This is a genomic window from Janibacter sp. A1S7, assembly GCF_037198315.1.
GTDB lineage: Bacteria > Actinomycetota > Actinomycetes > Actinomycetales > Dermatophilaceae > Janibacter > Janibacter alittae.
This window is the reverse complement of sequence record NZ_CP144913.1, coordinates 345363-367970: the sequence shown is the minus strand read 5'-3', so window position 1 is coordinate 367970 and position 22608 is coordinate 345363. Positions and strand designations below refer to the sequence as shown.

The window sequence follows — 22608 nt, the reverse complement described above, 5'->3', positions numbered from 1 at the left end:
CCATCCCCTCCTCAGCGAGACTGGCGAGCTTTCAGGATGCCGTACCGGACGCCGCTCGTGCCGATCTTTCCCCCCACGGCTTCACTGATCTGGCTTGCGGACATGCCGGTGCCGGCGATCTCGAGGAACAAGTCGTTGCGACGTTCTAGGGCGGCAGACAATGACGCTTCCAACTCCTCGACCTCGGCGGAGGCAGAGCGTGCGCGTCTCAAGAGGTCAGCCACTTCGCCCGTCATTGCGCCAGCGTATCGCCGGATTTCCTTCCACATCAGGATCCCTTTCCGTTCAGGTCGAGCCCCTTGCCCTGCAACCACGGCAGCGGGTTCACGGCTTCCTCGCGCACACGGACCTCGAGGTGGAGGTGCGCCCCAGTGGATTGACCTGTGCTCCCGACTGCCCCGATCCGTTGCCCAGCCTTGACCGTCTGCCCCGGCCTCACGTCGACCTGGCTCATGTGCGCGTACCGCGTCGTTATGCCTCCGTCGTGGTCGACGATGACGAGGTTTCCGTAGCCCCCCATCGGGCCGGCGTGCACGACCTTGCCGCTGCTCATGGCATGGAGTGGCGTGCCCAGGGGCGCGGCGAAGTCCGTCCCCTCGTGCATGCGCGCAACCCCTGTGATCGGGTGGAGGCGGATGCCGAAGGGAGACCCAGGCACCAGAGCATCAGCAGGGAGGGGTGCCCTCCATTTGCCAGATCCGCCCACAGACACGTCTTCGCAGAGTCCGGTTTCACCGCTGGCAGTCTCGACGATGGCCACCGAGGTTGCTTCATGCCGTGCGTACGCCTCGGGAAACGCGGAAGCCTGCACGGTCTGCGCGGCCACGGTCACTGGCATGGACTCCCAACCCTGGACGTCGAGCAGGCCTCGGTTGTCCGTGTGTGTGGCGCGACCGAAGAACGCTTCGGTGGACTTCACGACGTCGCGCACTTGGGCAGGTGACCCCCAGCCCTGGCTGGGTCGCTGCTGGAACAGCCCGAGCGAGTCCCGGTCACCGTGGTTCAGGTTGAGCAAAGAGCTCTCCTGCAGGGCGGTGGCGATGGCCACGACCTGACCGCGCGGAGAGACCTTCAACCGCTGCGCCACGGCGATGATCTTCGCTGCGTTGGCCGCCTGCTCCTGCGACAGGCTGAGCTCCTTCGAGGGCGCCCCCACGCACGTGATCGACGCATCCCGACCAGTCGCTCCCTCCTCAGGAGCGGAGAAACCGCCGGTAGCAGCAGCGACGACCGTGAGGAGGAACAGCCACGTGGCCACGGCAAACACGACCAGTGCGGCCAGCACGATGCGTCGATACCGCCACGCCAGCTGCGCTCCGGCGATCCACGGATCCATCACGCCACCTGCTGCTGGTCTGGCACTGGGACGAACCCCGTCACGCGTAAGGTCCCTTCATCGCTGGCGGAGACCGTGACGTCGAGCCCGCGAAGTGGACCGCCACGAAGGGGGAATCGCATCGTCCCGCCGACCTCAGCCCTCCACAGGACCTCACCTGCCGTAAACGTCCCCGAAGGGAGATTCGCCAGACGGACGGTCTGCAGCCCTGAGTAAACGTCCTGGCTGACGACGGGGCGCAGGCGACGCAACCACGCGGCGCGCCCTCCCTTCGTGTTGTCGTATCGACTGATGAACGAGCGAGCGGTCCTTTCCCAGCGAACCTCCTCGCTCGCCTCGCTTGATGACGGTGACGCGACCTGTTCCTCCTCCGGGGCTACTCCCGTGCTCGGGTACGCAGCCACCGGCTCTGGGGGTGTCGCAACTCCACGATCAGGATCCGGCGCGACTTTGATAACGACAGCCGCGGCAACAAGCGCAACGACGGCGAGGACGACTCTCACGACCTGCCCCATGCTCCTCATCACGCTTCACCCCGCTCCACCTCGTCGTTGCCATTGCTGGTCACGAACTCCTTCGTCGAGGCGTCGTAGAAGACCCAACCGGCCTCCTCAGGATTCGCTTGGGCGGGTATGCCGTCGTCGTATCGAACCGGAACCGATTCGGATGCGGGCGCGACCACAGCGACCGGCTCGACCTGCTCCACCGGCTCACCCGTGCCTTCCTCGATGAGCACCACAGGTGGTGGAGGTTTGGCGACTGTCACCGCTTCCGAGTCCGACGCAGTGTGATCGTCGGTCCCCTCGGGCGTCTCGATGGAGGATGCGTCAACCTGGGCCACCACGAGCGTCTCTGCCGAGTCGTCCCTTTCCCGTTCAATGATTTCGCGCTGAGTTGGGATGCCGTCCGTGAAGGGCGCTGAGGTCTCCGGCTCGAGCGGCGCCATGTCGAGGCTCGGCTCGTTAGCGGTACCCAGATCCCCGGTGGCCTGCTCGCCTTCCTTCCACTGGTGGGTGATCCGCCGGTCTGGGCGCTTGGACGACTTCTGTTCTCCGCCGTCCTCCTCGTCGTCGTCGTCTGCAGCTCGTTCACCCAGCGCTGTACCTGCGGCAACCGTGAACACGGTCTTGGCGATGCTCAACGCGCCGCTGGCTGCTTGGCCGTCGGCGCCCGGCATGTTGAGCGCGGTGAACCGGGTCAGGGCTCGGACGGGATGGAGCACGATCCATCCCACGAGCGTCAGGACGGCGATGGACAGGCACTGCCACCCGAAGGGGATCTCGTGGGCTTCTGTGATGAAGCGCGCCAAGGCGATGTAGACCGCCGCGCCGAGGCCGAAAATCACCGTGTTGAGGACGACCGCACAAAGCTTGCGCGCGACCGACCGTGCAACCGAGGGCATCATCGCCATCACCGCACCGAGCATCGGCCCCAAAATCACCGTGAAGCGCCAGTAGAGGAAGCACAGCAGGAGCAGCACGAAGGCGAGGAACGGCAGAGAAAACGCCATGGGGGCAATCAGTGAGCCCCCAATGGCAAGGCCCATGCGCTGCCCGAAGTTGGCGTTCGTCAGGTGATGGTAGGCCCCGGGGTCCTCCTTCTTGATCTTCTCCGCGACCTCCTTGAAGGCCTCCTTCTTCTGCTCGTAGATCCTCTTCCCCGCGCCGCTGGGGTCGCGGTTGACCTGCGCCTGCTCTGTGTAGGTGAGGGTGCGCGAGGCGTAGAGCTGATAGCCGTACTTCTGCGCCACCGCGGAGTCGTCGGAGCCGAGTTGTCCGCGCAACCACACGTCCCACACCAGCGCCTTGTACAGCGGACCGATGAAGACGGCTCCTGGCTGCTCACGGTCGGCGACGGAGGGCGGTTCGTCCACGCCGCTGATGATGTTCTTCTGCCCAGTCAGCACGACCGCGGACACCGTGTCGTCGGTTGCCTTGGCGGCCTTGACCGGCCAGCCCACGGTCAGCCCGACGACGCAGAACCCGATCAGGACGAAGGCGAGTACCTTCAGGGTCTTGCTCACCTCCCGGCGGGCCGCGAAGACGAGCCCCGACAGTGCCGCTACAAGGATGAACAGCGGCATGAGTGGTTCCGCGAATGCCTGGGCCATCGCGGTCGAGGTGTGCCGCAAGACGGGATCGAGGAAGTCGAGCCAATCGGGATTGCCGAAAGCGTTGCCAGCCGAAACCGTCGCGCCCGCCGACAGGACTGCAGGCAGGAAGATGGATGACGCGATCCCGTTCATGACCTCGCCTGGTTTATCGGTCACATCCCCGACGCCGAAGTCGCAGTCGTCGTCGAAGGAGAACCAGGACAGGCCAGCAATCCCATGGTTCTGCAGCAGGCTCGCACCTGAGGTCGGGTTGACCTTCGTCGGCGGAGTATTGGGTGCAGGCAGCAGCCAGCCGGCGAGTCCGTCCGTAGGTGCGTCAGCAACCGGTGCCGTTTCGCACCCGAAGGGGTCCGGTGCAGCAGTGGCCGGCACTGCCCCGACGGTCAGGGCACACAGCCCAGCGACGACGAGGGACAGCAGCACTCGGCACGCGGTGCGCATCAGACCCACTCCAGCTCGCTGGCGACGCCGACGTTGCGGCGCTCCTGCCCCTTCGGGCGAGTGTCGAGCAGCTCCCACAGGCCCGGCAGCACATCCCGATTCACTCGGAATCGACCGACCTTGCCGTTGATCCGGGCCACGAAGTCGCGATATGCGGCACTCTCGGGCGTCCCCTCGGGTGATCGCAGATTGCCCAAGGTGCGCTCATAGCCGACCCCGGTCTTCACCCCGATGAGGCGAAGGGCGTCCTCCTGTTGGTCCGGGTCGTCCAGTGCTCCGATGAAAGCGTCGCTGATCAGCGCCTTCGACGCGGACTGCGCCGACAAGGCCGTGTGGCGGTCCTGGGAGCTAGTCACGATCCGCGCGTTCCACTTCCGGCTGTCCCGTTCGAGACGGGCGAAGAGGTTACGTCCCGATGCCCACTGGGAGAGACGGTGAGCCTCGTCCAAGCCGACGAACTTCCGCTCGTTCATCCCGCCGGAGTAGATCCGCGACGAGGCAAACTGCGCGGCAAGGTTGAGCACGGCGACCGACAAGCGTTCATCCACGGACCACGAGGAGCGCTCCGCCTCCTGCTTCGGCAGGCTCATGCCCGGAAGAGTGATGACCAGCAGGCGCGACGATGACTGCGCTTGCGTGCCAGGGTTGAAGAACAGTCGCGTGCGCGGGTGCTCCATCATCTGGCGCAGGCTCTCGTACAGGGTGCGCGCCAACTCCTCAGGAAAGAGCGCCCGATCCGCGAGCAGCTCGACAACGTCCGCCAAGGATCCGTCCTGGCTGCTCTCCTGCTGAGACAGAGCCCGAGAGAGCAGAACCTCCGTCATGGCCCCGGACATCACCCCTTCGGGGAGGATGCTGCGCATCGCGTCCAGGGCCAGCGCCGAGCGCTCCATTCGCGCCACCTGCCGCGCGTCCCGCCACTTCTGCTCGAGGTACTCGTTCCGCTCCCTTCGGGTGGCGAGCGTCCGCAGCTTCTCCTGCACGGCTTCATCTGCCTCGACCGACTCCGCCGTCGGGTCCACGACCACACCGAAGGGGGACAACGTCCCCTCGGCGGCATCGAGCAGGTTCAACGCGCTCGAGACGGATGCGATGGGCTCCCACTTCGTCAGTCGAGCCAAGGGGCCGGACGGGTCGAAGATCGTCGTGGATACGTTCGACAGCGTTTCGAGCGCTGCGAGCAGGCCCATGAGGGTGGACTTCCCCCCTCCCAAGCCTGAGACGAGTGGCGTCAGGCCCGAACGGGAGGACTGTTCCATGCCCTGGTGCATGTCCCAGATGAAGGGGTGGCCACCGGCGCCGACGGTCGAGCCGATCAGGTGCCCCTCACGGTCACCGAGACGGCTGGACACGTTCGGCAGCCCGGCCGCGTAGGTAGCCACGGGCATGTGACGAAGGTGGGCAGTCGTCGAGATCCCTTCTCCCGGCACGAACTCCCGGTAGGCACCTTCGACGTTGCGCATGTACTTCAGGTCGATCCGCTCGGCCTCGTAATGCTTGATCAGGCCTTGAGCCCGCTCGAGCGCCTGCTTGCTCGTTGGCCCCGCGACGGCAAACCGCACGTACGCGTAGATGCGGGTCGACTCCGTCCCGTAACCCTCTTCCATCTCATGCTTCATCGCACGAGCCGCCTTGTGCGCCTGGCCGAGCATCGGCGGCTCCATGCGCGAGCCGGCACGCTGGAACTGGTCCTTCTGGTCGTGGATCAGCTGCAAGCGCTTCTCGACGTCCTTGGCGGCCGACCGCCCCTCGCGGACAAGGAAGTGCGACGACATCTCGAACCCGCCGAAGCGGCGCGCGTAGGCCGCCCAGGGCGGTGAGGTCTCAGGGATCGAGCGGTCCTCCATGCGGGCCATCGACAACACCGCCACGTGTGTCTCCACCGGGTCGACGGTCTTTGAACGGTCGGGCGACCCGACCAAACGCACCGTGCGCGACCCAACAGGTCCGGGATGAACCTCGACCTGGTCCATCACGCCTGCCAGGTCGAAGACGTCGACCGGCTCTGCGCCGGCGGCCCACGATGGCGACGGGTTCGGCAGGCCGAGGCCTCGGGACCGCGAAACCAGCCACTCCACCTCGCGTTGCGTCGCGGGACGCCCGATCGACTCCATAAGGGCGTCAAGGTTCTCGATGTCGGCACTCAACCGCGCCGAGGCTCGGCCAGCCCGGTCCTCCGCGCGAAGACCGCCCAGGACCCGAGCCACGGTCGACTCGTTGCCCACAGAAATGCCCCAGAGCACCGGAGTCGCGGAAAGCGAACGAGAAGTGAGGACCCGCTGGCCTCCGGCCAAGTACTCCCGCCATGCGGCCTCGTCGACAGGTTTCGGCGTCGAGGCGTCAAGAGCTGCTGCCCACATCGAAGCCGCGAACGGCATCGACGAAACCCGCTCGTGGACACTGCGTCCCGCCAGTCCCGTCAGCACTCGTGCAGCGTTGTGGATGTGTGCTTCGCGCTGGTCAGTGGAGAGGAACTCCCAGTCGACCTCACGGAGGACGTACCACGCACGCACCTCGCCCCGGGCCGTCGTCACGTGGCCAGAGAGTCCGGTCAGCTGCCAGTCGTAGGACTTCGGTAGCGACACATCCAGTCCCTGCCTCTTGGGCGGGGACTTCTTTGCCTTGCCAAACATCACCGCAGGTCACCCACCTTCGCGTCGTGATTGAGTCGGTCACGTCGAAACCGCCGCTGTGCCTCCACTTCGGAGCGGATGATCCGCAGCCATGCCCCGACCGGCACTTCGCCTGTTACAAAGTCGGCGAGGACCCACGCGACGATGCCGCCGAAGACAGCACCAGAGACACTGGCCAGGAACCAGCCGAGCGGCGAGAAGAGCAGCGCCAGAACCGGCGCAGCCACAAGGAAGATGAACACCGCCACGTAGCGCGGATGCATGGGGATCTCGATCCCGTCCACCTCGACGAGGCGCCCCTGAAAGCGCCACACGCGGTCATCTGTGGTCAGTCGCACGGTCGACCTCAGAAGTTGAAGATCGCCGAGACCATGTCGCGACCGGTCGACGTTCCGACCAGCCCGGCAAGGCCCACGATCAGGAACACGATCAGGACGCCACCGAGCGTCGAAAGCAGATCCCGGACGCCAGACTTCTTCGTCCCGAACGCGAACAGCGCGACCAGACCAACCGCGATGATTCCAATTCCCAGGAGGCCGAAGAGCTCTCCCTTCAGCCCGTCCGTGTTGACGATGTCCGCCGACACCGCGGCGACCAGCGACGAAACGGTGAAACCCATCATGAGAAGCACTCCCTCTTCCAGATCAGTTGCGGGACCACCTGCCCCATCAACAACAGTACGCAGCGCACAGCGCACTACGCATCTTTCACGCGGCAGGAGGTGCCGCCCGTCTCGAGGACCCCTGCCTGCAACCCAGCACACCAGAGACAAGCCCTGGCCGCGGATCTTTATCCACAGGCAAGGAGCGGCCTTGTCGGTCCTCGCGGGGCAATATCAGTGTTGATGGCACAGTTGGGCTAGAACGAGGCACTCTTGGACCACGTGGCGTGCGCCCATTGGCTGATTACCGGAGGGGTAAAGTGACAAATCCGCTGACCAAGGCGATCGACGAGTTGAGTGGATCAACGACTGAACTGCCAGGTGCACTTCGTCGACTCATGGTTGTGGCATCTCGAATCCAGGCAGATGAGTTGTCTCAATGGCTAACGTCCGAGCTGGATGGCTATGGGCCCAACGACCCTGTGCCGGAGTACCGAAGGGCCACGCCCACAATTCGCCTAAACTTCGCAGGACCCATGGGAAGTTCGCGCAGCATCATCGTCGGCCCGTGGGACCTAGCAGAGGGCCTGCGCCCCACCATGGAACAGGGGTGGGGCGACCTCAGGCAGTCCGTCGCCGAACTCGCCGCCCTTCAGAGCGCGGACAACGACCCTCGAATGCCGCTCCCTCACTTCTGGGTGCATGAGGCTCGAAAGGCGATCGAGGAAGGCAAGATGGGGACTGTCGAACTCATGCTTCTCGACACAGCAGAATTGCTCGTACCACGCTCTCGATTGACCACCGTGATGGATCAGGTGCAAACAACAGCGTTGCGGCTGGTGTTGGCCCTCGAAGGCGCATCCACCGACGCCGGCACCTTGGGCGGACCTACAGTGAAAACAAGCCCCGAGGTCGCCGCTGCAGTCGAGAACGTGACGATCCATCTAACAGGCGATCATGCCTCCCTCGTCCTAGGAAGTGGCAATGCACTAGCCAGCGGAACGGGCAATCAAGCCACCGTCGCTGCAGGAGACGTGAAGACGCTACTCCGTGAAGTGAACGACATCGTTGACGACGCAGCGACGCAAGACCTGCAACGGGCTATCGACCAGGACGGTGGCACGCAGGGACCCGAGGTCTCCTCTTGGCTTGAGAAAGTCCGGCAGGGGGGTTATACGCTCGCGGCGGGCATGACCACCAACGCGGCGTACGACGCTCTGCAGAGCCTAATCAGCGCGACCCTCCCCCCGCTCGGCGGCTAAATCCGGCCTATCGGACGACCGAGCAATTCTTCGAACGTGTCTTGAGTCAGTAGGGCCTTGACGGATCTGTGTCACCACGTCCTTGACGTTCGGCCTAGGAAATTGGGGTGTCAGCGGTCTGCGGCCGCTGTCCCTTGATGCTACGCACGGCCTGCTCGTTGGTCCGGCGCACGACCTTGGTGTCTCCGTCGGGCAGCAGGATGGCCAGGTTCGTCTCGGAGACGTGGATCGTCGCCGTCGCTTGGACGTACTGACGGCCGACCGCGACCTTCTGTCGGGCCACCATCAGGACCTCGCCGACTCGTCCACAGAGGAAGTCTCGGCCAGAGCATTCGCGGAGATGGACAGTCACTGGGAGCACCCCTGCGCCATCTGCGCCATCAGAATGGAACGTGGACGGCATGCGAGTCGGTTCTCACGAGTGACAGTTAATGACTAGCACAGGAGGAATCATGGCCAAAGCCAAAGTGAGAGTTCATGAACTGGCGAGGGAGCTGGGGCTCTCATCGAAAGAGTTGCTCACCTTCCTGGGCGACCAAGGTGAGTTCGTGAAGAGTGCCTCTTCGACCCTGGAGGGCCCCGTGGTGAGAAAGGTTCGCGATGCCTTCACCAATGCAGACGTCGCCCGTGCCGCGAGGGAAGTAGAAGCTTCACCTGAGGCGGCTGCATCCAAAGCCACTCGAAGCAAGAGCCTGCAAGCAACGCCCGAACATCGCCGAAGAGTTGTCGCAGTTCTTCCACGGAACGATGCCCCCCGCGCGCGGTGCAATCACGTCGCATCGGTCACTCCTCCTAGCCGCCGACCCTCAGGGGTCTTAGACCGGCAACTATATGAGCGCGGCCTGCTCGAGGTGGAGGCCATTTTGATTCAAAGCCCGTTTGACCCTGAGCACTACGAGCCTGTTGAGAGAGCCCGAGAAGTCTTCGCACTAGACAAGCTGCTCATCTATGACCGTGTCGCGGGAATTCTCGGTGCGTCATCGTTCTCGGTAGAGGAGCTGCTGGTCCATCAAGGCGATGACGAGTTTACAATCCGAGCGGACGGAAAACACTCACTTGTGGACGCTGAAGCCTCGTTCGACCGCCAGGCATCGAGAAAGTTTCGTCGTCTTCTTGAGGTTGGCTCACATAACGTTCCAGCCGAAGCAAATCTTGCCAAGGCGGAAGCTCTGGTCATCGAAAAGCGACTGAGCCACGACCCCGCTATGAGCCACCTGCTTGGGACAGTTCGTGACGGAGTGCAGAAGAAGAGTCAGACCCTGCGCCTTAACCTGACTGAGGAAGCCAGCCGAAACGTGACCCTGGGCGTGAAGTTGCAGGCCACCCTTGGCTTCCATGGAGGAGCGTCAGCGGAGTGGTCCGAGAAGGCAGTGGGAGACCTCCAGATCCTACTCCGCGTTGACTTCGACGGAGACCCTGTTGTTCGACAAGTTCTGCCGCCGCAACGGGATCACGCACCGGCTAACTCCGACCACTCGGGTTGCCCGTGAGACCTGACTCGTGCCACCGAGGTGGGTCACTCAGCCCACCAATACCCCTAGAAATGGCCGAAAAGTCCACCCCAAGGACCGATCCAGCATCAAATGGCTCGAGTGTCAACCACCTACTGACACACGAGCGTCAAGCACCTACCGGGACAGGACAGCAATTCTTCGAACGTCCGTGTGATGACTTTCCCTACTGACTCAAGGCGGGCCTCCGGCCCGCGTCCGCCGGTCGTCCTCCGGCCGCTCCGGCAGGGACCCCCGCGCTCCGGGCTCGTTCCTCGCCCTCCGCGCACCCCCGCCTACGCGCCCTCCGTTGCCCGGCGGACACGACGAAAGGGCACCAACCACCTTGGTCAGTGCCCCACCTTCGAGTCGACGACCCGCCGCTACACAGTGCGGCCTTCACGGCTGCCGATCAAGCGGTAACTGGTGAACCGCTTCAGGTATGTGCTCCCGCACATGTGGTGTACCGGTTTCCCGCATACGACCGCTTGATCGCCAGCAGCTTCGGCCTCCGTTGCTCCGCTATCGGGTCGGCGCCTCTCTCTGTCCGTCAACGTGGTCTGGCCGCCAGGGCGGGCACAGAATGGGCACATGTCCGCCCAGATCGACCCGCGCGACCATGTCCAGTTCTCACGGTTACCCCGGTAGATCCGGGAGGGAAGCCAGACATCTAGGTCCCAGCCTGCTCTCCTAAAGAAGGTGTCGCTGGTTCGAATCCAGCCGGGGGCACTCGTGGACCGGGCTACCCTCGATGCGGGATCGCATGAGCCGCCGACGGTCAGCCGGTAACCTGTGGTCCCGTCCCCCGGACCACGTCGAGAGGCCCTCGTGACCCTGCTGCTGCTCGCCCACTTCGTGGCAGCAGCCGTGGCGCCCGGATTGACCAGAGTCCTCGACCGGCGCTCCTTCCTGGTCCTGGCGCTCGTGCCGGGTGCGGCGTTCGTGTGGCTGCTGGCCCAGACCTCGGCCGTCTCCGGCGGTGGGGTGATCAGCGAGAACGTCGAGTGGGTGCCCTCACTCGGTATGGACTTCACCCTCCAGCTCGGGGCCCTGCAGTGGCTGCTGGGCCTCCTCGTCACCGGGGTCGGTGCCCTCGCCCTGGTCTACTGCGCCTGGTACTTCCGGCGTGACGACCCCAGCCTCTGGCGCTTCACGGGCGTCTTCGTCGCCTTCGCGGGCGCGATGTTCGGCCTCGTCCTGGCCGACAACCTGCTGGCGCTGTACGTCTTCTGGGAGCTGACGACGATCTTCAGCTACACCCTCATCGGCCACAACCCGGTGCGCTCGGCCAACCGCCGCTCGGCCACACAGGCACTCCTGGTGACCACCTTCGGCGGCTTGGCCATGCTCGTGGGCACGGTCGTCCTCGGCGAGACCTCCAGCTACACGATCAGTGCCATGCTCGCCGACCCGCCGCCGGCCGGGACCCTGACGACCATCGCGGTCGTGCTCGTCCTCGTCGGCGCCCTGACGAAGTCCGCGCAGATCCCCTTCCACTTCTGGCTGCCCGGTGCGATGGCCGCACCGACCCCGGTCAGCGCCTACCTGCACGCGGCCTCGATGGTCAAGGCAGGCATCTACCTGATCCTCCTGCTGGCTCCGATCTTCGCCACCACCCCCGGCTGGCGCATCCTGACCATCGGGCTGGGCATCGGCACGATGCTCATCGGCGGCTGGCGCGCCCTGCGGCAGGACGACATCAAGCTGCTGCTCGCCTACGGCACGGTCAGCCAGCTGGGCATGATGACGGCGCTGGCCGGTGTCGGCACCAAGGCCGCGGCGCTGGCCGCGCTCGCGCTCGTCCTCTCGCACGCGCTCTTCAAGTCCACCCTCTTCTTCACCGTCGGCATCATCGACAAGGGGACCGGCACCCGCGACCTGACCGAGCTGCACGGACTCGGCCGACGCCTCCCGGTCCTGGCGACCGCCGCCACGATCTCGGCCGCCTCGATGGCCGGGCTGCCCCCCTTCATCGGTTTCGTGGCCAAGGAGTCGTCCCTGACGGCGGCCGTCGAGTCCATCGGCTCCCCGCTCGGCCCCTGGGGCGGGGCCTTCCTGGTCGTCGGTCTCGGTCTCGGCTCGACCCTGACCGCCGCGTACTCGGCCCGATTCATCTGGGGCGCGTTCATGACGAAGTCGACGACGGGTGCCTCCGCCGGCCCCACCCCCTTCGCCGCCTCGAACGCACTGCTCATCGCCCCGGTGGGCCTGGCGGTCCTCACCGTGGTCGAGGGCTTCATGGGCGGGTGGTTGACCGAGACCTTCGCACCCCACGTCGAGACGCTGCCCGGCAGCACGCCGGAGGAGCTGGCCCTGTGGCACGGGTTCACCCCTGCCCTCGGCCTGTCCGCCCTGGCCATCGCCGGTGGCGCGCTCCTCTTCGTGTGGCGGGCCCCCTTCGCCCGCCTGCAGGCCGCCCTCCCCCACGTGGTCGATGCCGAGCGGGTCTACCAGCGGCTCATGCGCGCCCTCGACCGCTTCGCCGTCGAGATCACCGCGCTCTCCCAGGGCGGGTCGCTGCCGACCTACCTCGGCACGATCTTCGCCGTCGTCATCGTCCTACCCGGCATCGTCGCCGCCTCCGCCCTGTCCGGGTCGTCGGTGCGGCTGTGGGACAACCTCACCCAGGTCGCCGTCGCCCTCTTCATCATCGCGGCCACGATCCTCGCGGTCCGCTCGCGCAACCGTCTGCAGTCGGTGATGTTCGTCGGGCTCACCGGGTACGGTCTCGCGCTGCTCTTCCAGGTGCACGGCGCACCTGACCTGGCGCTGACGCAGATCCTCGTCGAGACCTTCTCGCTCGTGCTCTTCGTCCTCGTCCTGCGCAGGCTCCCCACGGACTTCCGCCACCGTCCCCGCACGACCCGCCGCCCCTGGCGTCGCTACTGGCGCATGGTGCTGGCCGGCAGCCTCGGCGCCGCGGTGAGCATCCTGACCGTCGTCGCCGCCAACGCACGGCGCGAGGCGCCGATCTCCACGGCCTTCCCGGAGGAGGCCTACGAGTTCGGTCACGGTCGCAACGTCGTCAACGTCACCCTCGTCGACATCCGCGCCTGGGACACCCTCGGCGAGATCACCGTCCTCGTCGCGGCCGCGGCCGGCATCGCCAGCCTCGTCTTCCTGCGCTCCCACGAGATCGAGCGCACCTGGACCCGCCGCGGTGACTACGAGAAGACGGTCGCCTCGACCATGCCGCGCGAGCGCCGCTCGGTCATCCTCGAGACCGCCACGCGACTGGTCTTCCACGTGATGATCGCGCTCTCGCTCTACCTGCTCTTCGCCGGGCACAACCAGGCAGGCGGTGGTTTCGCCGGAGGCCTCACCATGGGGCTCGCGCTGCTCGCCCGGTACCTCGCCGGGGGCCGCTACGAGCTCGACCACGCCGCCCCCGTCGACGCCGGCGCCGTCCTCGGGGCCGGCCTGGCCGTGTCGGCGATCTCCGCGCTGCTCCCCCTCGCCTTCGGTGGGACCGTCCTGCAGTCCTACGTCCTCGACGTCACCCTGCCGCTCTGGGGCGAGGTCACGTTCGTCACCGCGCTGGTCTTCGACATCGGCGTCTACCTCATCGTCACCGGGCTCGCGCTCGACGTGGTGCGCTCCCTCGGCGCCGGCGTGGACCGACACGCAGAGGAGGACCAGGTCGCCGCATGAATGCCATCGAACCCAGCCTCACCCTCGTCATCGTCGCCGGAGTGCTCGTCGCCGCCGGGGCGTACCTCCTCCTGGAGCGCGCCCTGACCCGGGTGCTGCTCGGCATCGTGCTGGCCAGCAACGGCGTCGCCGCCCTGTACCTCGTGGCCTCCGGCCCGGCGAAGGGGGCGGCCTTCGTCGGCGCCCGACCGCCTGAGGAGATGAGTGATCCCCTGCCGCAGGCGATGGTCCTCACCGCGATCGTGATCGCGCTGGCATCGGTCGCCTTCGTGCTGTCGCTGGCCTACCGGCAGTGGCGCATCACCGGCAGCGACGACGTGCCCGACGACGCCGAGGACGAGCTGATCAAGCGGCTCGCCGAGCGTGACCAGACGTCGAGCACCTACGACCCGGACACCCAGTCCACCACCGAGGCAGACGAGGAGGACGCCACCGCATGAGCATGGTCAACGTCCTCCCCCTGCCCGTGCTGCTCCCGCTGCTCGGCGCGGCCCTGACCCTCGTGGCCCGCCGCTCCCAACGGGCCCAGCTGGCCATCAGCCTCCTCGTCCTCAGCGCCAGTCTCGCCGTCGCCGTCCTGCTGATGTGGCACACGCACACCGAGGGGCCGATGGCACTGTGGCTCGGGGCGTGGCGGGAACCGCTGGGCATCGCCCTCGTCGCCGACCGGCTCTCGGCGCTGATGCTGCTGGTGAGCAGCTTCGTCATCCTCAGCGTGCTGGTCTTCGCCATCGGGCAGGGAGTGGCCGACGGTGACGAGGGCTCTCCACTGGCGATCTACTTCCCCACCTACCTCGTCCTCTCGGCAGGCGTGTCCAACGCCTTCCTCGCCGGGGACCTGTTCAACCTCTTCGTCAGCTTCGAGATGCTGCTCTTCGCCTCCTTCGTGCTGCTCACGCTCGGCGGCAGCGGCACGCGGATCCGCGCGGGGACCACCTACGTCATCGTCTCGATGGTCTCCTCCTTCCTCTTCCTCGTCGCCGTCGCCGGCGTCTACGCGGCCGCCGGCACGGTCAACCTCGCCCAGCTGTCCATGCGCCTGCCGGACATCGACTCGACCGTCGCGCTGGCCCTGCAACTGCTCCTGCTCACCGTCTTCGGGATCAAGGCCGCGATCTTCCCGATGTCCGCCTGGCTTCCGGACAGCTACCCCTCGGCATCCGCCCCGGTCAGCGCGGTCTTCGCCGGCCTGCTGACCAAGGTCGGTATCTACGCGATCATCCGGACCCAGTTCCTGCTCTTCCCGGACTCCCCGCTGGAGCACCTCATCATGGGCGCCGGCCTGGTGACGATGCTCGTCGGCATCCTCGGGGCGGTGGCCCAGCCGGGCATCAAGAGGATGCTCTCCTTCACCCTGGTCAGCCACATCGGCTACATGCTCTTCGGCATCGGCCTGGCCACCGAGGCGGGGCTGTCGGCAGCCGTCTTCTACATCGCCCACCACATCACCGTGCAGACGGCGCTCTTCCTCATCGCGGGCCTGATCGAGCGTGCCGGTGGCTCCACGATCATCGACCGGCTCGGTGGTCTGGCCGCCGGTGCGCCGGTCCTGGCCTTCCTCTTCTTCGTGCCCGCGATGAACCTCGCCGGCATCCCGCCCTTCTCCGGCTTCGTCGGCAAGGTCGCGCTCATCCAGGCCGGTGTCGAGGTCGGTGGACCGACGGCGTGGCTGCTCGTCGTCGGCTCGGTCGTCACCTCCCTGCTGACCCTCTACGCCATCGCCAAGACGTGGAGCTACGCCTTCTGGCGGCCACGACTGGACGGCGCGGAGCACCAGACGCTCGAGATGCCGGCTCTCACCCCCTCCTGGGGCCGCCTCAGCGATGCCATCGGGGCCACGGTCGCCGCGCAGCGCCCGCAGACGCCGATCACTCCCCCGACCAGGCCGGTCGCGGTGCGTCGCGACATGCCACCCGCGATGTTCGGCGGGGCCACCGCTGTGGTCGCCTTCAGCATCGGCCTCTCCCTCTTCGCCGGTCCGCTCTTCCGCTACACGGATGCGGCCGCCGAGCAGATGATCGCCCGCGACGCCTACGTCCGGGTCGTGCTGCCGATCGAGGAGGGACGATGAGCGCCCGCCGGATCTCTCGGCGCCTCTCGGCGCGAACCCGTGGTGGATTCCAGCCACGGGCCATCATCGCGCTGGCCGTCGTCTGGGTACTGCTGTGGGATCGGATCACCCTCGGCAACGCCGTCAACGGCCTGATCATCGGTGCGGTGATCACCCAGATCTTCCCGCTGCCGTCGATCCAGTACTTCGGGCGGATCCACCCCTGGCGTCTCCTCGTGCTCACCCTTCGCTTCTTCGTCGACCTCGTCAGCGCGGCGATCGAGGTCAGTATCGCCACGCTCGACCGCCATCCGCCCAAGGGCGGGTCGATCGTCGAGGTGCACCTGCGGGTGCGCAATGAGCTGTACATGACGATCATCTCCGCGCTCGTCTCCCTGGTGCCCGGGTCGATCGTCGTCGAGGCCCGTCGCACGGCCAACGTCCTGTACGTCCACGGCTTCCACGTCACCACCCCCGAGGGGCTCGAGGAGCTGCGCCGGGACGTCCTCGCCGTCGAGACCCGCGTCGTGCGCGCGCTCGGGTCCGACGAGGAACTCGAGGCCGTCATGGGCGCCACCGAGAAGGAGACGGCATGAGCATCATCCTCGGTCTCGCCATGGGGCTGCTCCTGGGGGCCGCCGGCCTCGCCCTGACCCGCGTCGCCCTCGGCCCCACCAACCTCGACCGGGCCCTGTGCCTGGACGTCATCATCGTCATCATCACCGGCATCCTCGCCACCCAGATCGTGCGCACCGAGGACGCCTCCTCGCTGCCGATCCTCGTCGTCTTCAGCCTCACCGGCTTCGTCGGCTCGGTGTCCGTGGCCCGCTTCATGGGCCGGAAGGAGGACCCGGAATGAGCTGGACCGCCCTCCTGGACATCGCCGGCGCGCTCTCGCTGCTGCTCGGTGCCCTGCTCGCGTTCATCGGGGCGGTCGGCTTGGTCCGCCTGCCCGACCTCTTCGCCCGCATGCACTCCGCCACGAAGCCGCAGACGCTCGGCCTGCTGCTCATCCTCCTGGGGCTGGCCCTGACGGTGCGCACCTGGGGCGCCGTGGCCACGCTGCTCATCGTCATCGGCGCCCAGGGCCTCACCGCCCCGGTCGCCGCCCACATGCTCGGTCGCGCCGGCTACCGCAGCGGCACCACCGAGGACGACCTGCTGCACATCGACGAGCTGGGCGAGGCCTACCGCCGCATGCAGCGATGAGCGGCTGCCCCGCCTGAGCGGACGGAGGGGCGGGGTCGCCCGACTCAGGCCGCCGTCCGGTCACCTCGAGACACGACGAAGGGGGCGAAGGGAGAGTCTCCCTTCGCCCCCTTCGTGCAGGTCGATCAGACGCGGCCGTAGCCGGAGACGCCGCTGAAGACCGGACGGATGGAGACCGACTTGCCGCTGCTGGGAGCGTCGATCATCATGCCGTCGCCGAGGTAGATGCCCATGTGGTAGGCGGGCGACCCGAAGAAGACGAGGTCACCCGGCTGCGGGTCGGACACGGGCGTGGTGGCCGCCTGCTGGGCGGTCGTCGTACGGGGCAGGGAGACGCCTGCCTTGCCGAAGACGTACTGGGTGAAGCCCGAGCAGTCGAAGCCGGACGGGCTGGTGCCGCCGTAGACGTAGGGCGTACCGATGTACTGCTTGGCGATGCCGATGACACCGCCCGAGGACGGCGCCGGCGCCGGCGCGGGGGCACTCGACCCGGACGAGCTGCTCTGCGCGGGGGCCTGACGCTCCTGCGAGCGGCTCGGCGCGGACTCCTGGCGCTCCTCGGTCTGCTCCTGGGTGGCCTGCTGCTCATCGGCGGCCTGCTCGTCGGCGGCCTGCTCGGCAGCAGCCTCCTGCGCGGCCTGACGCTCGGCCGCCTCGCGCTCGGCGCGCTCACGCAACTCCGCCTCGGTGGGGCCGGTCGGCTTGGCGACCGGCTCGACGCCGACCTTGCCGAAGGACGTCGCGGCCTTCTTGGAGGACTTCGCCGCCGGCGCGGTCACGGCGGCGGTCTGCTCCAGCGCCACGACGGCCCGCTCGGACCCGCTGGCCTGCAGGGCGCTGGCGGCCTGCGGCGTGGGCTCCGTGGTGTCGAGGGGGCTGGCCTGCGCGGGGATGGCGATCGCGGCCACGAGACCACCTGAGGCGGCCAGGACGGCCGAGCCCTTGGCCAGCGGCGTGCCGGCCTCGGTGATGATCTGGCCGATCTCGGTGGCCGGGTTGTAGCGGCCTGGGGCGCGGTGGCGCCCGACGTTGTGGGACACAGTTTTCTACCTCTCCCGCCTACGAGGTCAGCTGTCGGGTTCGGGCCAGAGGTGCGGCCCGGTCCCGTGGCGACACGTCACCGGGGTGACCTGTCTCCGCGGGACTTCACCCCAAGGGGCATCTGCGATGGCCCGGTGTGGGTCCCCCGCTCCTGCCAAGCGGTGTTCGTCCAAACCCGTCAGTCGCGGTGGCAGGACTCGGCGCCGCTCGACGGATCCGCCCAGGGGAGGCGGACGACCCGACGGTACATGGCGATCACGGGGATGTCACGCCAAGGTCACGGAAGCCACCGGGGAAGGTCACGACCTCACCGGTGCACGGACTCCACGAAGACGTGGTCGGCGACGCCGCGGGGCAGCGACACCGCGTCGGCGGGGTCCGCTCCGTCACGCTGGACGACGACCCGCTCCTCGTCGTCGACCGAGACCTGGACGACCACTCCGGGGTGCAGCTGGGCAGCGGTGAGCAGGGACAGGGCGTCGGTGTCGACCTGCGCGGTCTCGCCGATGCGCCGCACTCGGAAGTCCCCCGTGTGGTCCTGCTCCACGATCTCGCTCAGGCTGGACAGGCCCTCCCGGTAGTCGATGACCTCGTCCTCTCCGCTGAGCAGCTCGTCCAGTCCGGGGATCGGCGTCCCGTAGGGCGACTCGCGGTGGTCGGGCAGGATCCCCAGGATCTTGCGCTCCACCCGCTCGCTCATCACGTGCTCCCACCGGCAGGCCTCCTCGTGGACGTGCTCCCAGTCGAGGCCGATGACGTCGACGAGCAGGCGCTCGGCCAGACGGTGCTTGCGCATCACGCGGGTGGCCAGCTGCTGTCCCTCCTCCGAGAGCACGAGCTGACGGTTGGTCCCGAGGCTGACGAGTCCGTCCCGCTCCATGCGGGCGATCGTCTGCGAGACGGTCGGGCCCGAGTGACCGAGGCGCTCGGCGATGCGCGCACGCATCGCAGGGATGCCCTCCTCCTCGAGCTCGAAGATCGTGCGGAGGTACATCTCCGTGGTGTCGATGAGATCCTTCACACGACCCATCATGCCCTGTCCGTCCAGTCTGCGGACCGGGCCGAAGGCCGCCGCGGCGATCCGCGTGGCCACGACGAAACAGTCGGCGCCGGCCACCGGCTCGTGGACCGTCTGCGACAGGTCGATAGGTTGGCGTGGTGCACACCACATCCATGTCAACGACCGTCTCCGACCGCCGGGCCGGCCCTCCGGGGTGCGGCAACGGAGGGTGGGTCTGCGGGCTGCTCGTGGAGCGCCTCGACGACCTCGTCCCGGCCGAGGGGAGCGCGGCATCGGCGACGGTGCGCCTCACCGCCCCCACCCCGCTGAACCGTCCGCTGCGCTGGGAGGTCGACGGTTCCGTCGCCGAGCCCGATGCGCTCGCCGTCCACCTCCTCCACGAGGACACCCTGCTCGGCACCGCGCGCCGCAGTGACGGGCACGGTCTGGATGTCCCTGCCCCGGTCACCCTCGAGGAGGCCCGCGCCGCTGCCGAGGCCTTCGACCGCACCGGTCACCCGTTCCCGGGCTGCTACGTCTGCGGCCCCGATGCCCCGGACGGCCTGCACGTCTACGCCAGCCCGGTCGACTCGCGACCCGGTCTGCTCGCCGCACCCGTGACGCTGGGCGAAGGGGGGTTGCCTCCCGTCCTCGCCGCGCTCGACTGCCCGGGCGCCTTCGCCTCCGGGATCGACGAGGACCCGTTGCTGCTGGGCACCTTCGTCGCGACGGTCCACGAGGAGGTGCCGGTGGGTCGCGAGCTCGTCGTGCTCGCCTGGTCGACCGGCCGCGAGGGCCGCAAGCGCTGGTCCGGCACCGCCCTCTACGACGGCGACCGGCTCCTGGCGAGCGCCGCCGCGACGTGGATCGCCGTGCCCCGCGACCTGATCCCGGGCACCGCACCCGCAGCCTGAACCCCCTTCGTCATCGAGGAGAACCCATGACCCGCCCGCTCGCCCTCGTCACCGGCGCCAGCTCCGGCATCGGCGCCGCCACCGCCCGCGCCCTCGCCGCGGCCGGCCACGAGGTGGTCTGCGCCGCCCGCCGCACCGACCGGATCACCGAGCTCGCCGCCGAGATCGACGGTCGTGCGGTCACCTGCGATGTCACCGACCCCGCCTCGGTGGCCGCGCTGGCCGCCGAGGTCGGCGACCGCCTCGACGTCCTGGTCAACAACGCCGGCGGCGCGTACGGCCTGGACCCGGTCGCCACGGCCGACGTCGAGGACTGGCGCACGATGTACGAGATCAATGTCATCGGCACCCTGCGCATGGTCCAGGCGCTGCTGCCCGCGCTCGTCACCGGCGAGGGCATCATCGTCAACGTCGGCTCCACCGCCGGCCGCGTCTCCTACGAGGGCGGAGCGGGGTACACCGCCGCCAAGCACGGCCTGGCCACGATGACCGAGACACTGCGCCTGGAGCTGGTCGACCAGCCGGTGCGGATCACCGAGATCGCGCCGGGGATGGTCCACACGGAGGGCTTCTCGCTCACCCGGTTCAAGGGTGACGCCGAGCGCGCGAAGCAGGTCTACGACGGCGTCGCCGAGCCACTCGTCGCGGAGGACGTCGCCGACGCCATCGCCTGGATGGCCACCCGCCCTCCGCACGTCAACGTCGACCTGCTCGTGATCAAGCCGCGTGCGCAGGCCGCCCAGCACAAGGTCCACCGGGAGTAGGAAGGAACGCAGATGCAGCGCTCGTCACCGAAGGTCCCCGAGTCCGTCTTCACCTACGCCGCACCGAAACTGAAGTTCGGTCCCGGCTCCGTCGACGAGATCGGCCACGACGTCGCCGCACTCGGCGCCCACACCGTCCTCGTGGTCACCGACCCGCAGCTGGTCGCGACCGGTCACCCGGAGCGGGTCGCGCAGTCGCTGCGGTCCGCCGGGTTGGCGGCGCAGGTGCACGACTCGGCCGCGGTCGAGCCGAGCGACGCGTCCCTGGCAGCAGCGGTCGAGAGGGCGAAGGGGGGACCCCGCCCCGACGTCGTCGTCGCCGTCGGTGGTGGGTCGAGCATCGACACGGCCAAAGCGGTGTCCCTGCTGCTGAGCAATCCCGGCGAGCTGATGGACTACGTCAACGCGCCGGTCGGCGGCGGGCGTGCTCCCGAGCACCCCGTGCTGCCGGTCGTCGCGGTCCCGACCACCACGGGCACGGGCAGCGAGTCGACGACGATCTGCGTCCTCGACGTGCTCGCCGCCAAGGTCAAGACCGGCATCAGCCACGAGCGGATGCGCCCGGTCCTCGCGGTCGTCGACCCCGAGCTCACCGCGACCCAGCCGCCGGGCGTGACCGCCTCGGCCGGGATGGACATCCTGTGCCACGCGCTCGAGTCGTGGACCGCCCGGCCGTACTCGAGCTATGAGCACAAGAGCGCCGAGCAACGGGTGCCCTACTGCGGGGCCAACCCGATCTCGGACCTGTACGCCGAGAGGGCGATGCGCCTGCTCGCCGGCGCCTTCCGGGGTGCGGTGGCCGGTGACGCCTCGGCACGCGACGACATGGCGCTGGCGGCGACCTTCGCGGGGATGGGCTTCGGCAACGCGGGCGTGCACGTGCCGCACGCCAATGCCTACCCCGTCGCCGGGCGCGTCCACGACATCGGTTCTCACTTCCGGCCCGTGGACTACGACGCGAGCGAGGCGATGGTCCCGCACGGGATGGCGGTCGCGTCGACGGCACCGGCGGCCTTCGAGATGACCTTCGACGCCGACCCTGAGCGGCACCTCACGGCGGCTGCCTGGCTGGACCCGCAGGGGCTGGATGCGCACGTCGCCGCTCCCCAGCGGCTGTCGGCCGTGCTGCGGCGGCTCATGCGCGACATCGGTCAACCCTCCGGCCTGGCGGAGATCGGCTACACCGACGCGGACGTCGACGGGATCGTCTCCGGGACGATGCAGCAGCAGCGACTGCTCGCCACCGCCCCGCGCGAGGTCACCGAGGAGGACATCGCCGACGTCATCCGGGCGTCGATGCACCACTGGTGAGGGGTCCGCTGGTGGTTCGCGGACAACGGGATGAGGGTGGCTCCAAGGACGAGCGCGATCCGCCACCCGCGGACCCACGATCAGGGCTGGAGACGCTGCACCCGCCAGGCGCCCGCGTCGTCGAGACCACCGTCACCCACGCGGGTCCAGCGGAAGCGGTCGTGCAGGCGGTTGCTGCGGCCGGCCCACGCCTCGAGCTCGTCGACGACGATCCGCCACCCGCCCCAGAACTGCGGCCGGGGCACGTCCTGCCCCTCGAAACGTGCCTCGATCTCGGCCCACGCCTGCTCGAGCGGCTCCCGGCCCTCGATGGGCGCGGACTGGTGGGAGACCCACGCGCTCAGCTGGGAGCCGCGGGGGCGGTCGGCGAAGTAGGCGTCGACCTCGCTCTCCCCCACGCGCTCGGCTCGCCCGCGGAAGCGGATCGCCCGGAACATCGACGGCCAGGTCAGCGTCGCGGCGATGACCGGCGCGGCCTGCAGCTGACGGGACTTGGTCGAGTCGAGGTTGGTGACGAAGCCGGGCCCGGCGGGGTCGAGGAAGCGCATGAGCACGGTGCGCACGTCCGGCCGACCGTCGGCGTCCACCGTCGCGACGGCGATGGACAGCGGCTCCGGGACGTCCCCGCGATCCACCTGCCGCGCGCGGGCGGCGTCGATCCACGTCGTCACCAGGGCGAAGGGGGTCTCCGGCACCTCTGCTTCGGCCAGGCCCTCCCCGGAGTAGTCGACGTGGTCCGGGCTCGGTGGGGTGCGCGGGATGATCCCGTCGGGGGAAGCGCTCATCCCGTCA

The 22608-nt window shown here is 68.1% G+C and carries 21 protein-coding genes, 1 tRNA gene and 1 riboswitch; of the genes, 12 read left to right on the top strand and 10 right to left on the bottom strand.

The genetic code is table 11. The features are described 5' to 3' along the window. Positions 1–11 precede the first annotated feature (11 nt). From V1351_RS01790 to V1351_RS01765, 6 genes are all read right to left on the bottom strand, one after another. Positions 12–236 carry a hypothetical protein gene (locus tag V1351_RS01790; protein WP_338750160.1) on the bottom strand — a complete coding sequence of 75 codons (225 nt, stop codon included), beginning with the start codon at positions 234–236 and terminating at the stop codon, positions 12–14. A 32-nt stretch (positions 237–268) separates the two neighbouring features. After that, on the bottom strand, positions 269–1336 hold the full coding sequence (locus V1351_RS01785; RefSeq protein WP_338750159.1) for a M23 family metallopeptidase: 1068 nt from the start codon (positions 1334–1336) through the stop codon (positions 269–271). A 523-nt stretch (positions 1337–1859) separates the two neighbouring features. After that, entirely contained in the window at positions 1860–3899 is a 2040-nt protein-coding gene (locus V1351_RS01780) for a hypothetical protein (protein WP_338750157.1), read from the bottom strand. After that, a complete protein-coding gene (locus V1351_RS01775; RefSeq protein ID WP_338750155.1) occupies positions 3890–6523 on the bottom strand; it encodes an ATP-binding protein in 2634 nt (877 codons plus the stop codon). Before V1351_RS01775 ends, V1351_RS01780 begins: the two co-directional genes overlap by 10 nt. Further along, a complete protein-coding gene (locus tag V1351_RS01770) occupies positions 6523–6861 on the bottom strand; it encodes a hypothetical protein (protein ID WP_338750153.1) in 339 nt (112 codons plus the stop codon). Before V1351_RS01770 ends, V1351_RS01775 begins: the two co-directional genes overlap by 1 nt. An 8-nt stretch (positions 6862–6869) precedes the next feature. Further along, entirely contained in the window at positions 6870–7145 is a 276-nt protein-coding gene (locus V1351_RS01765; RefSeq protein ID WP_338750151.1) for a hypothetical protein, read from the bottom strand. 299 nt (positions 7146–7444) lie between these two features. On the opposite strand from V1351_RS01765, the gene V1351_RS01760 reads away from it, so the two are divergent. Continuing rightward, positions 7445–8386: a hypothetical protein gene (locus tag V1351_RS01760; RefSeq protein WP_338750149.1), complete on the top strand. Its 942-nt coding sequence runs from the start codon at positions 7445–7447 to the stop codon at positions 8384–8386. A gap of 94 nt (positions 8387–8480) precedes the next feature. On the opposite strand, the gene V1351_RS01755 is transcribed toward V1351_RS01760, so the two are convergent. Continuing rightward, on the bottom strand, positions 8481–8672 hold the full coding sequence (locus tag V1351_RS01755) for a hypothetical protein (protein WP_338750147.1): 192 nt from the start codon (positions 8670–8672) through the stop codon (positions 8481–8483). 166 nt (positions 8673–8838) lie between these two features. On the opposite strand from V1351_RS01755, the gene V1351_RS01750 reads away from it, so the two are divergent. The 8 genes from V1351_RS01750 to mnhG all read left to right on the top strand — a co-directional run bounded on the left by V1351_RS01750 (position 8839) and on the right by mnhG (position 16786). Next, entirely contained in the window at positions 8839–9876 is a 1038-nt protein-coding gene (locus V1351_RS01750; protein ID WP_338750145.1) for a translation initiation factor IF-2 N-terminal domain-containing protein, read from the top strand. Between the two features lie 639 nt (positions 9877–10515). Continuing rightward, positions 10516–10605, top strand: a tRNA-Ser gene (locus V1351_RS01745). Positions 10606–10704: 99 nt separating this feature from the next. Further along, entirely contained in the window at positions 10705–13527 is a 2823-nt protein-coding gene (locus tag V1351_RS01740; RefSeq protein ID WP_338750143.1) for a Na+/H+ antiporter subunit A, read from the top strand. Continuing rightward, positions 13524–13967, top strand: a complete 444-nt coding sequence (locus tag V1351_RS01735) for a Na(+)/H(+) antiporter subunit C (protein WP_338750142.1) — start codon at positions 13524–13526, stop codon at positions 13965–13967. The genes V1351_RS01740 and V1351_RS01735 overlap by 4 nt, the downstream gene beginning before the upstream one ends. After that, positions 13964–15598, top strand: a complete 1635-nt coding sequence (locus V1351_RS01730) for a Na+/H+ antiporter subunit D (RefSeq protein ID WP_338750140.1) — start codon at positions 13964–13966, stop codon at positions 15596–15598. Before V1351_RS01735 ends, V1351_RS01730 begins: the two co-directional genes overlap by 4 nt. Further along, the gene (locus V1351_RS01725) at positions 15595–16173 is read left to right on the top strand and encodes a Na+/H+ antiporter subunit E (protein ID WP_338750138.1); all 579 of its coding nucleotides are present in this window, start codon (positions 15595–15597) and stop codon (positions 16171–16173) included. The genes V1351_RS01730 and V1351_RS01725 overlap by 4 nt, the downstream gene beginning before the upstream one ends. After that, positions 16170–16436: a monovalent cation/H+ antiporter complex subunit F gene (locus V1351_RS01720; protein ID WP_338750136.1), complete on the top strand. Its 267-nt coding sequence runs from the start codon at positions 16170–16172 to the stop codon at positions 16434–16436. Before V1351_RS01725 ends, V1351_RS01720 begins: the two co-directional genes overlap by 4 nt. Further along, positions 16433–16786: a monovalent cation/H(+) antiporter subunit G gene (gene mnhG, locus V1351_RS01715; protein WP_338750135.1), complete on the top strand. Its 354-nt coding sequence runs from the start codon at positions 16433–16435 to the stop codon at positions 16784–16786. The genes V1351_RS01720 and mnhG overlap by 4 nt, the downstream gene beginning before the upstream one ends. A gap of 125 nt (positions 16787–16911) precedes the next feature. Here the strand turns inward: mnhG and V1351_RS01710 are convergent, their stop codons facing one another. Next, complete coding sequence (locus V1351_RS01710) at positions 16912–17826, bottom strand: C40 family peptidase (RefSeq protein ID WP_338750133.1); 915 nt, start codon at positions 17824–17826, stop codon at positions 16912–16914. A gap of 1 nt (position 17827) precedes the next feature. After that, positions 17828–18001, bottom strand: a riboswitch (cyclic di-AMP (ydaO/yuaA leader). A gap of 133 nt (positions 18002–18134) precedes the next feature. Continuing rightward, entirely contained in the window at positions 18135–18848 is a 714-nt protein-coding gene (locus V1351_RS01705; RefSeq protein ID WP_422389014.1) for a metal-dependent transcriptional regulator, read from the bottom strand. A gap of 152 nt (positions 18849–19000) precedes the next feature. On the opposite strand from V1351_RS01705, the gene V1351_RS01700 reads away from it, so the two are divergent. The 3 genes from V1351_RS01700 to V1351_RS01690 are packed head-to-tail and all read left to right on the top strand — an operon-like array spanning position 19001 to position 21816. After that, positions 19001–19741, top strand: coding sequence for a hypothetical protein (locus V1351_RS01700; protein WP_338750131.1), 741 nt, complete (start codon positions 19001–19003; stop codon positions 19739–19741). A 26-nt stretch (positions 19742–19767) separates the two neighbouring features. Further along, positions 19768–20505 (top strand): SDR family NAD(P)-dependent oxidoreductase, encoded by a 738-nt coding sequence (locus V1351_RS01695; RefSeq protein WP_338750129.1) that lies wholly within the window; start codon positions 19768–19770, stop codon positions 20503–20505. 12 nt (positions 20506–20517) lie between these two features. Then, a complete protein-coding gene (locus tag V1351_RS01690; protein ID WP_338750127.1) occupies positions 20518–21816 on the top strand; it encodes a hydroxyacid-oxoacid transhydrogenase in 1299 nt (432 codons plus the stop codon). Positions 21817–21896: 80 nt separating this feature from the next. Here the strand turns inward: V1351_RS01690 and pdxH are convergent, their stop codons facing one another. Continuing rightward, positions 21897–22601, bottom strand: a complete 705-nt coding sequence (pdxH, locus tag V1351_RS01685) for a pyridoxamine 5'-phosphate oxidase (protein WP_338750126.1) — start codon at positions 22599–22601, stop codon at positions 21897–21899. Positions 22602–22608 lie beyond the last annotated feature (7 nt).

Coding starts and splice junctions, on each gene's coding strand:
- V1351_RS01790 (WP_338750160.1), bottom strand. CDS start 236: ATGACGGGCGAAGTGGCTGACCTCTTGAGACGCGCACGCTCTGCCTCC.
- V1351_RS01785 (WP_338750159.1), bottom strand. CDS start 1,336: ATGGATCCGTGGATCGCCGGAGCGCAGCTGGCGTGGCGGTATCGACGC.
- V1351_RS01775 (WP_338750155.1), bottom strand. CDS start 6,523: ATGTTTGGCAAGGCAAAGAAGTCCCCGCCCAAGAGGCAGGGACTGGAT.
- V1351_RS01765 (WP_338750151.1), bottom strand. CDS start 7,145: ATGATGGGTTTCACCGTTTCGTCGCTGGTCGCCGCGGTGTCGGCGGAC.
- V1351_RS01755 (WP_338750147.1), bottom strand. CDS start 8,672: ATGGTGGCCCGACAGAAGGTCGCGGTCGGCCGTCAGTACGTCCAAGCG.
- V1351_RS01750 (WP_338750145.1), top strand. CDS start 8,839: ATGGCCAAAGCCAAAGTGAGAGTTCATGAACTGGCGAGGGAGCTGGGG.
- V1351_RS01735 (WP_338750142.1), top strand. CDS start 13,524: ATGAATGCCATCGAACCCAGCCTCACCCTCGTCATCGTCGCCGGAGTG.
- V1351_RS01730 (WP_338750140.1), top strand. CDS start 13,964: ATGAGCATGGTCAACGTCCTCCCCCTGCCCGTGCTGCTCCCGCTGCTC.
- V1351_RS01725 (WP_338750138.1), top strand. CDS start 15,595: ATGAGCGCCCGCCGGATCTCTCGGCGCCTCTCGGCGCGAACCCGTGGT.
- V1351_RS01720 (WP_338750136.1), top strand. CDS start 16,170: ATGAGCATCATCCTCGGTCTCGCCATGGGGCTGCTCCTGGGGGCCGCC.
- mnhG (WP_338750135.1), top strand. CDS start 16,433: ATGAGCTGGACCGCCCTCCTGGACATCGCCGGCGCGCTCTCGCTGCTG.
- V1351_RS01700 (WP_338750131.1), top strand. CDS start 19,001: ATGTCAACGACCGTCTCCGACCGCCGGGCCGGCCCTCCGGGGTGCGGC.
- V1351_RS01695 (WP_338750129.1), top strand. CDS start 19,768: ATGACCCGCCCGCTCGCCCTCGTCACCGGCGCCAGCTCCGGCATCGGC.
- V1351_RS01690 (WP_338750127.1), top strand. CDS start 20,518: ATGCAGCGCTCGTCACCGAAGGTCCCCGAGTCCGTCTTCACCTACGCC.
- pdxH (WP_338750126.1), bottom strand. CDS start 22,601: ATGAGCGCTTCCCCCGACGGGATCATCCCGCGCACCCCACCGAGCCCG.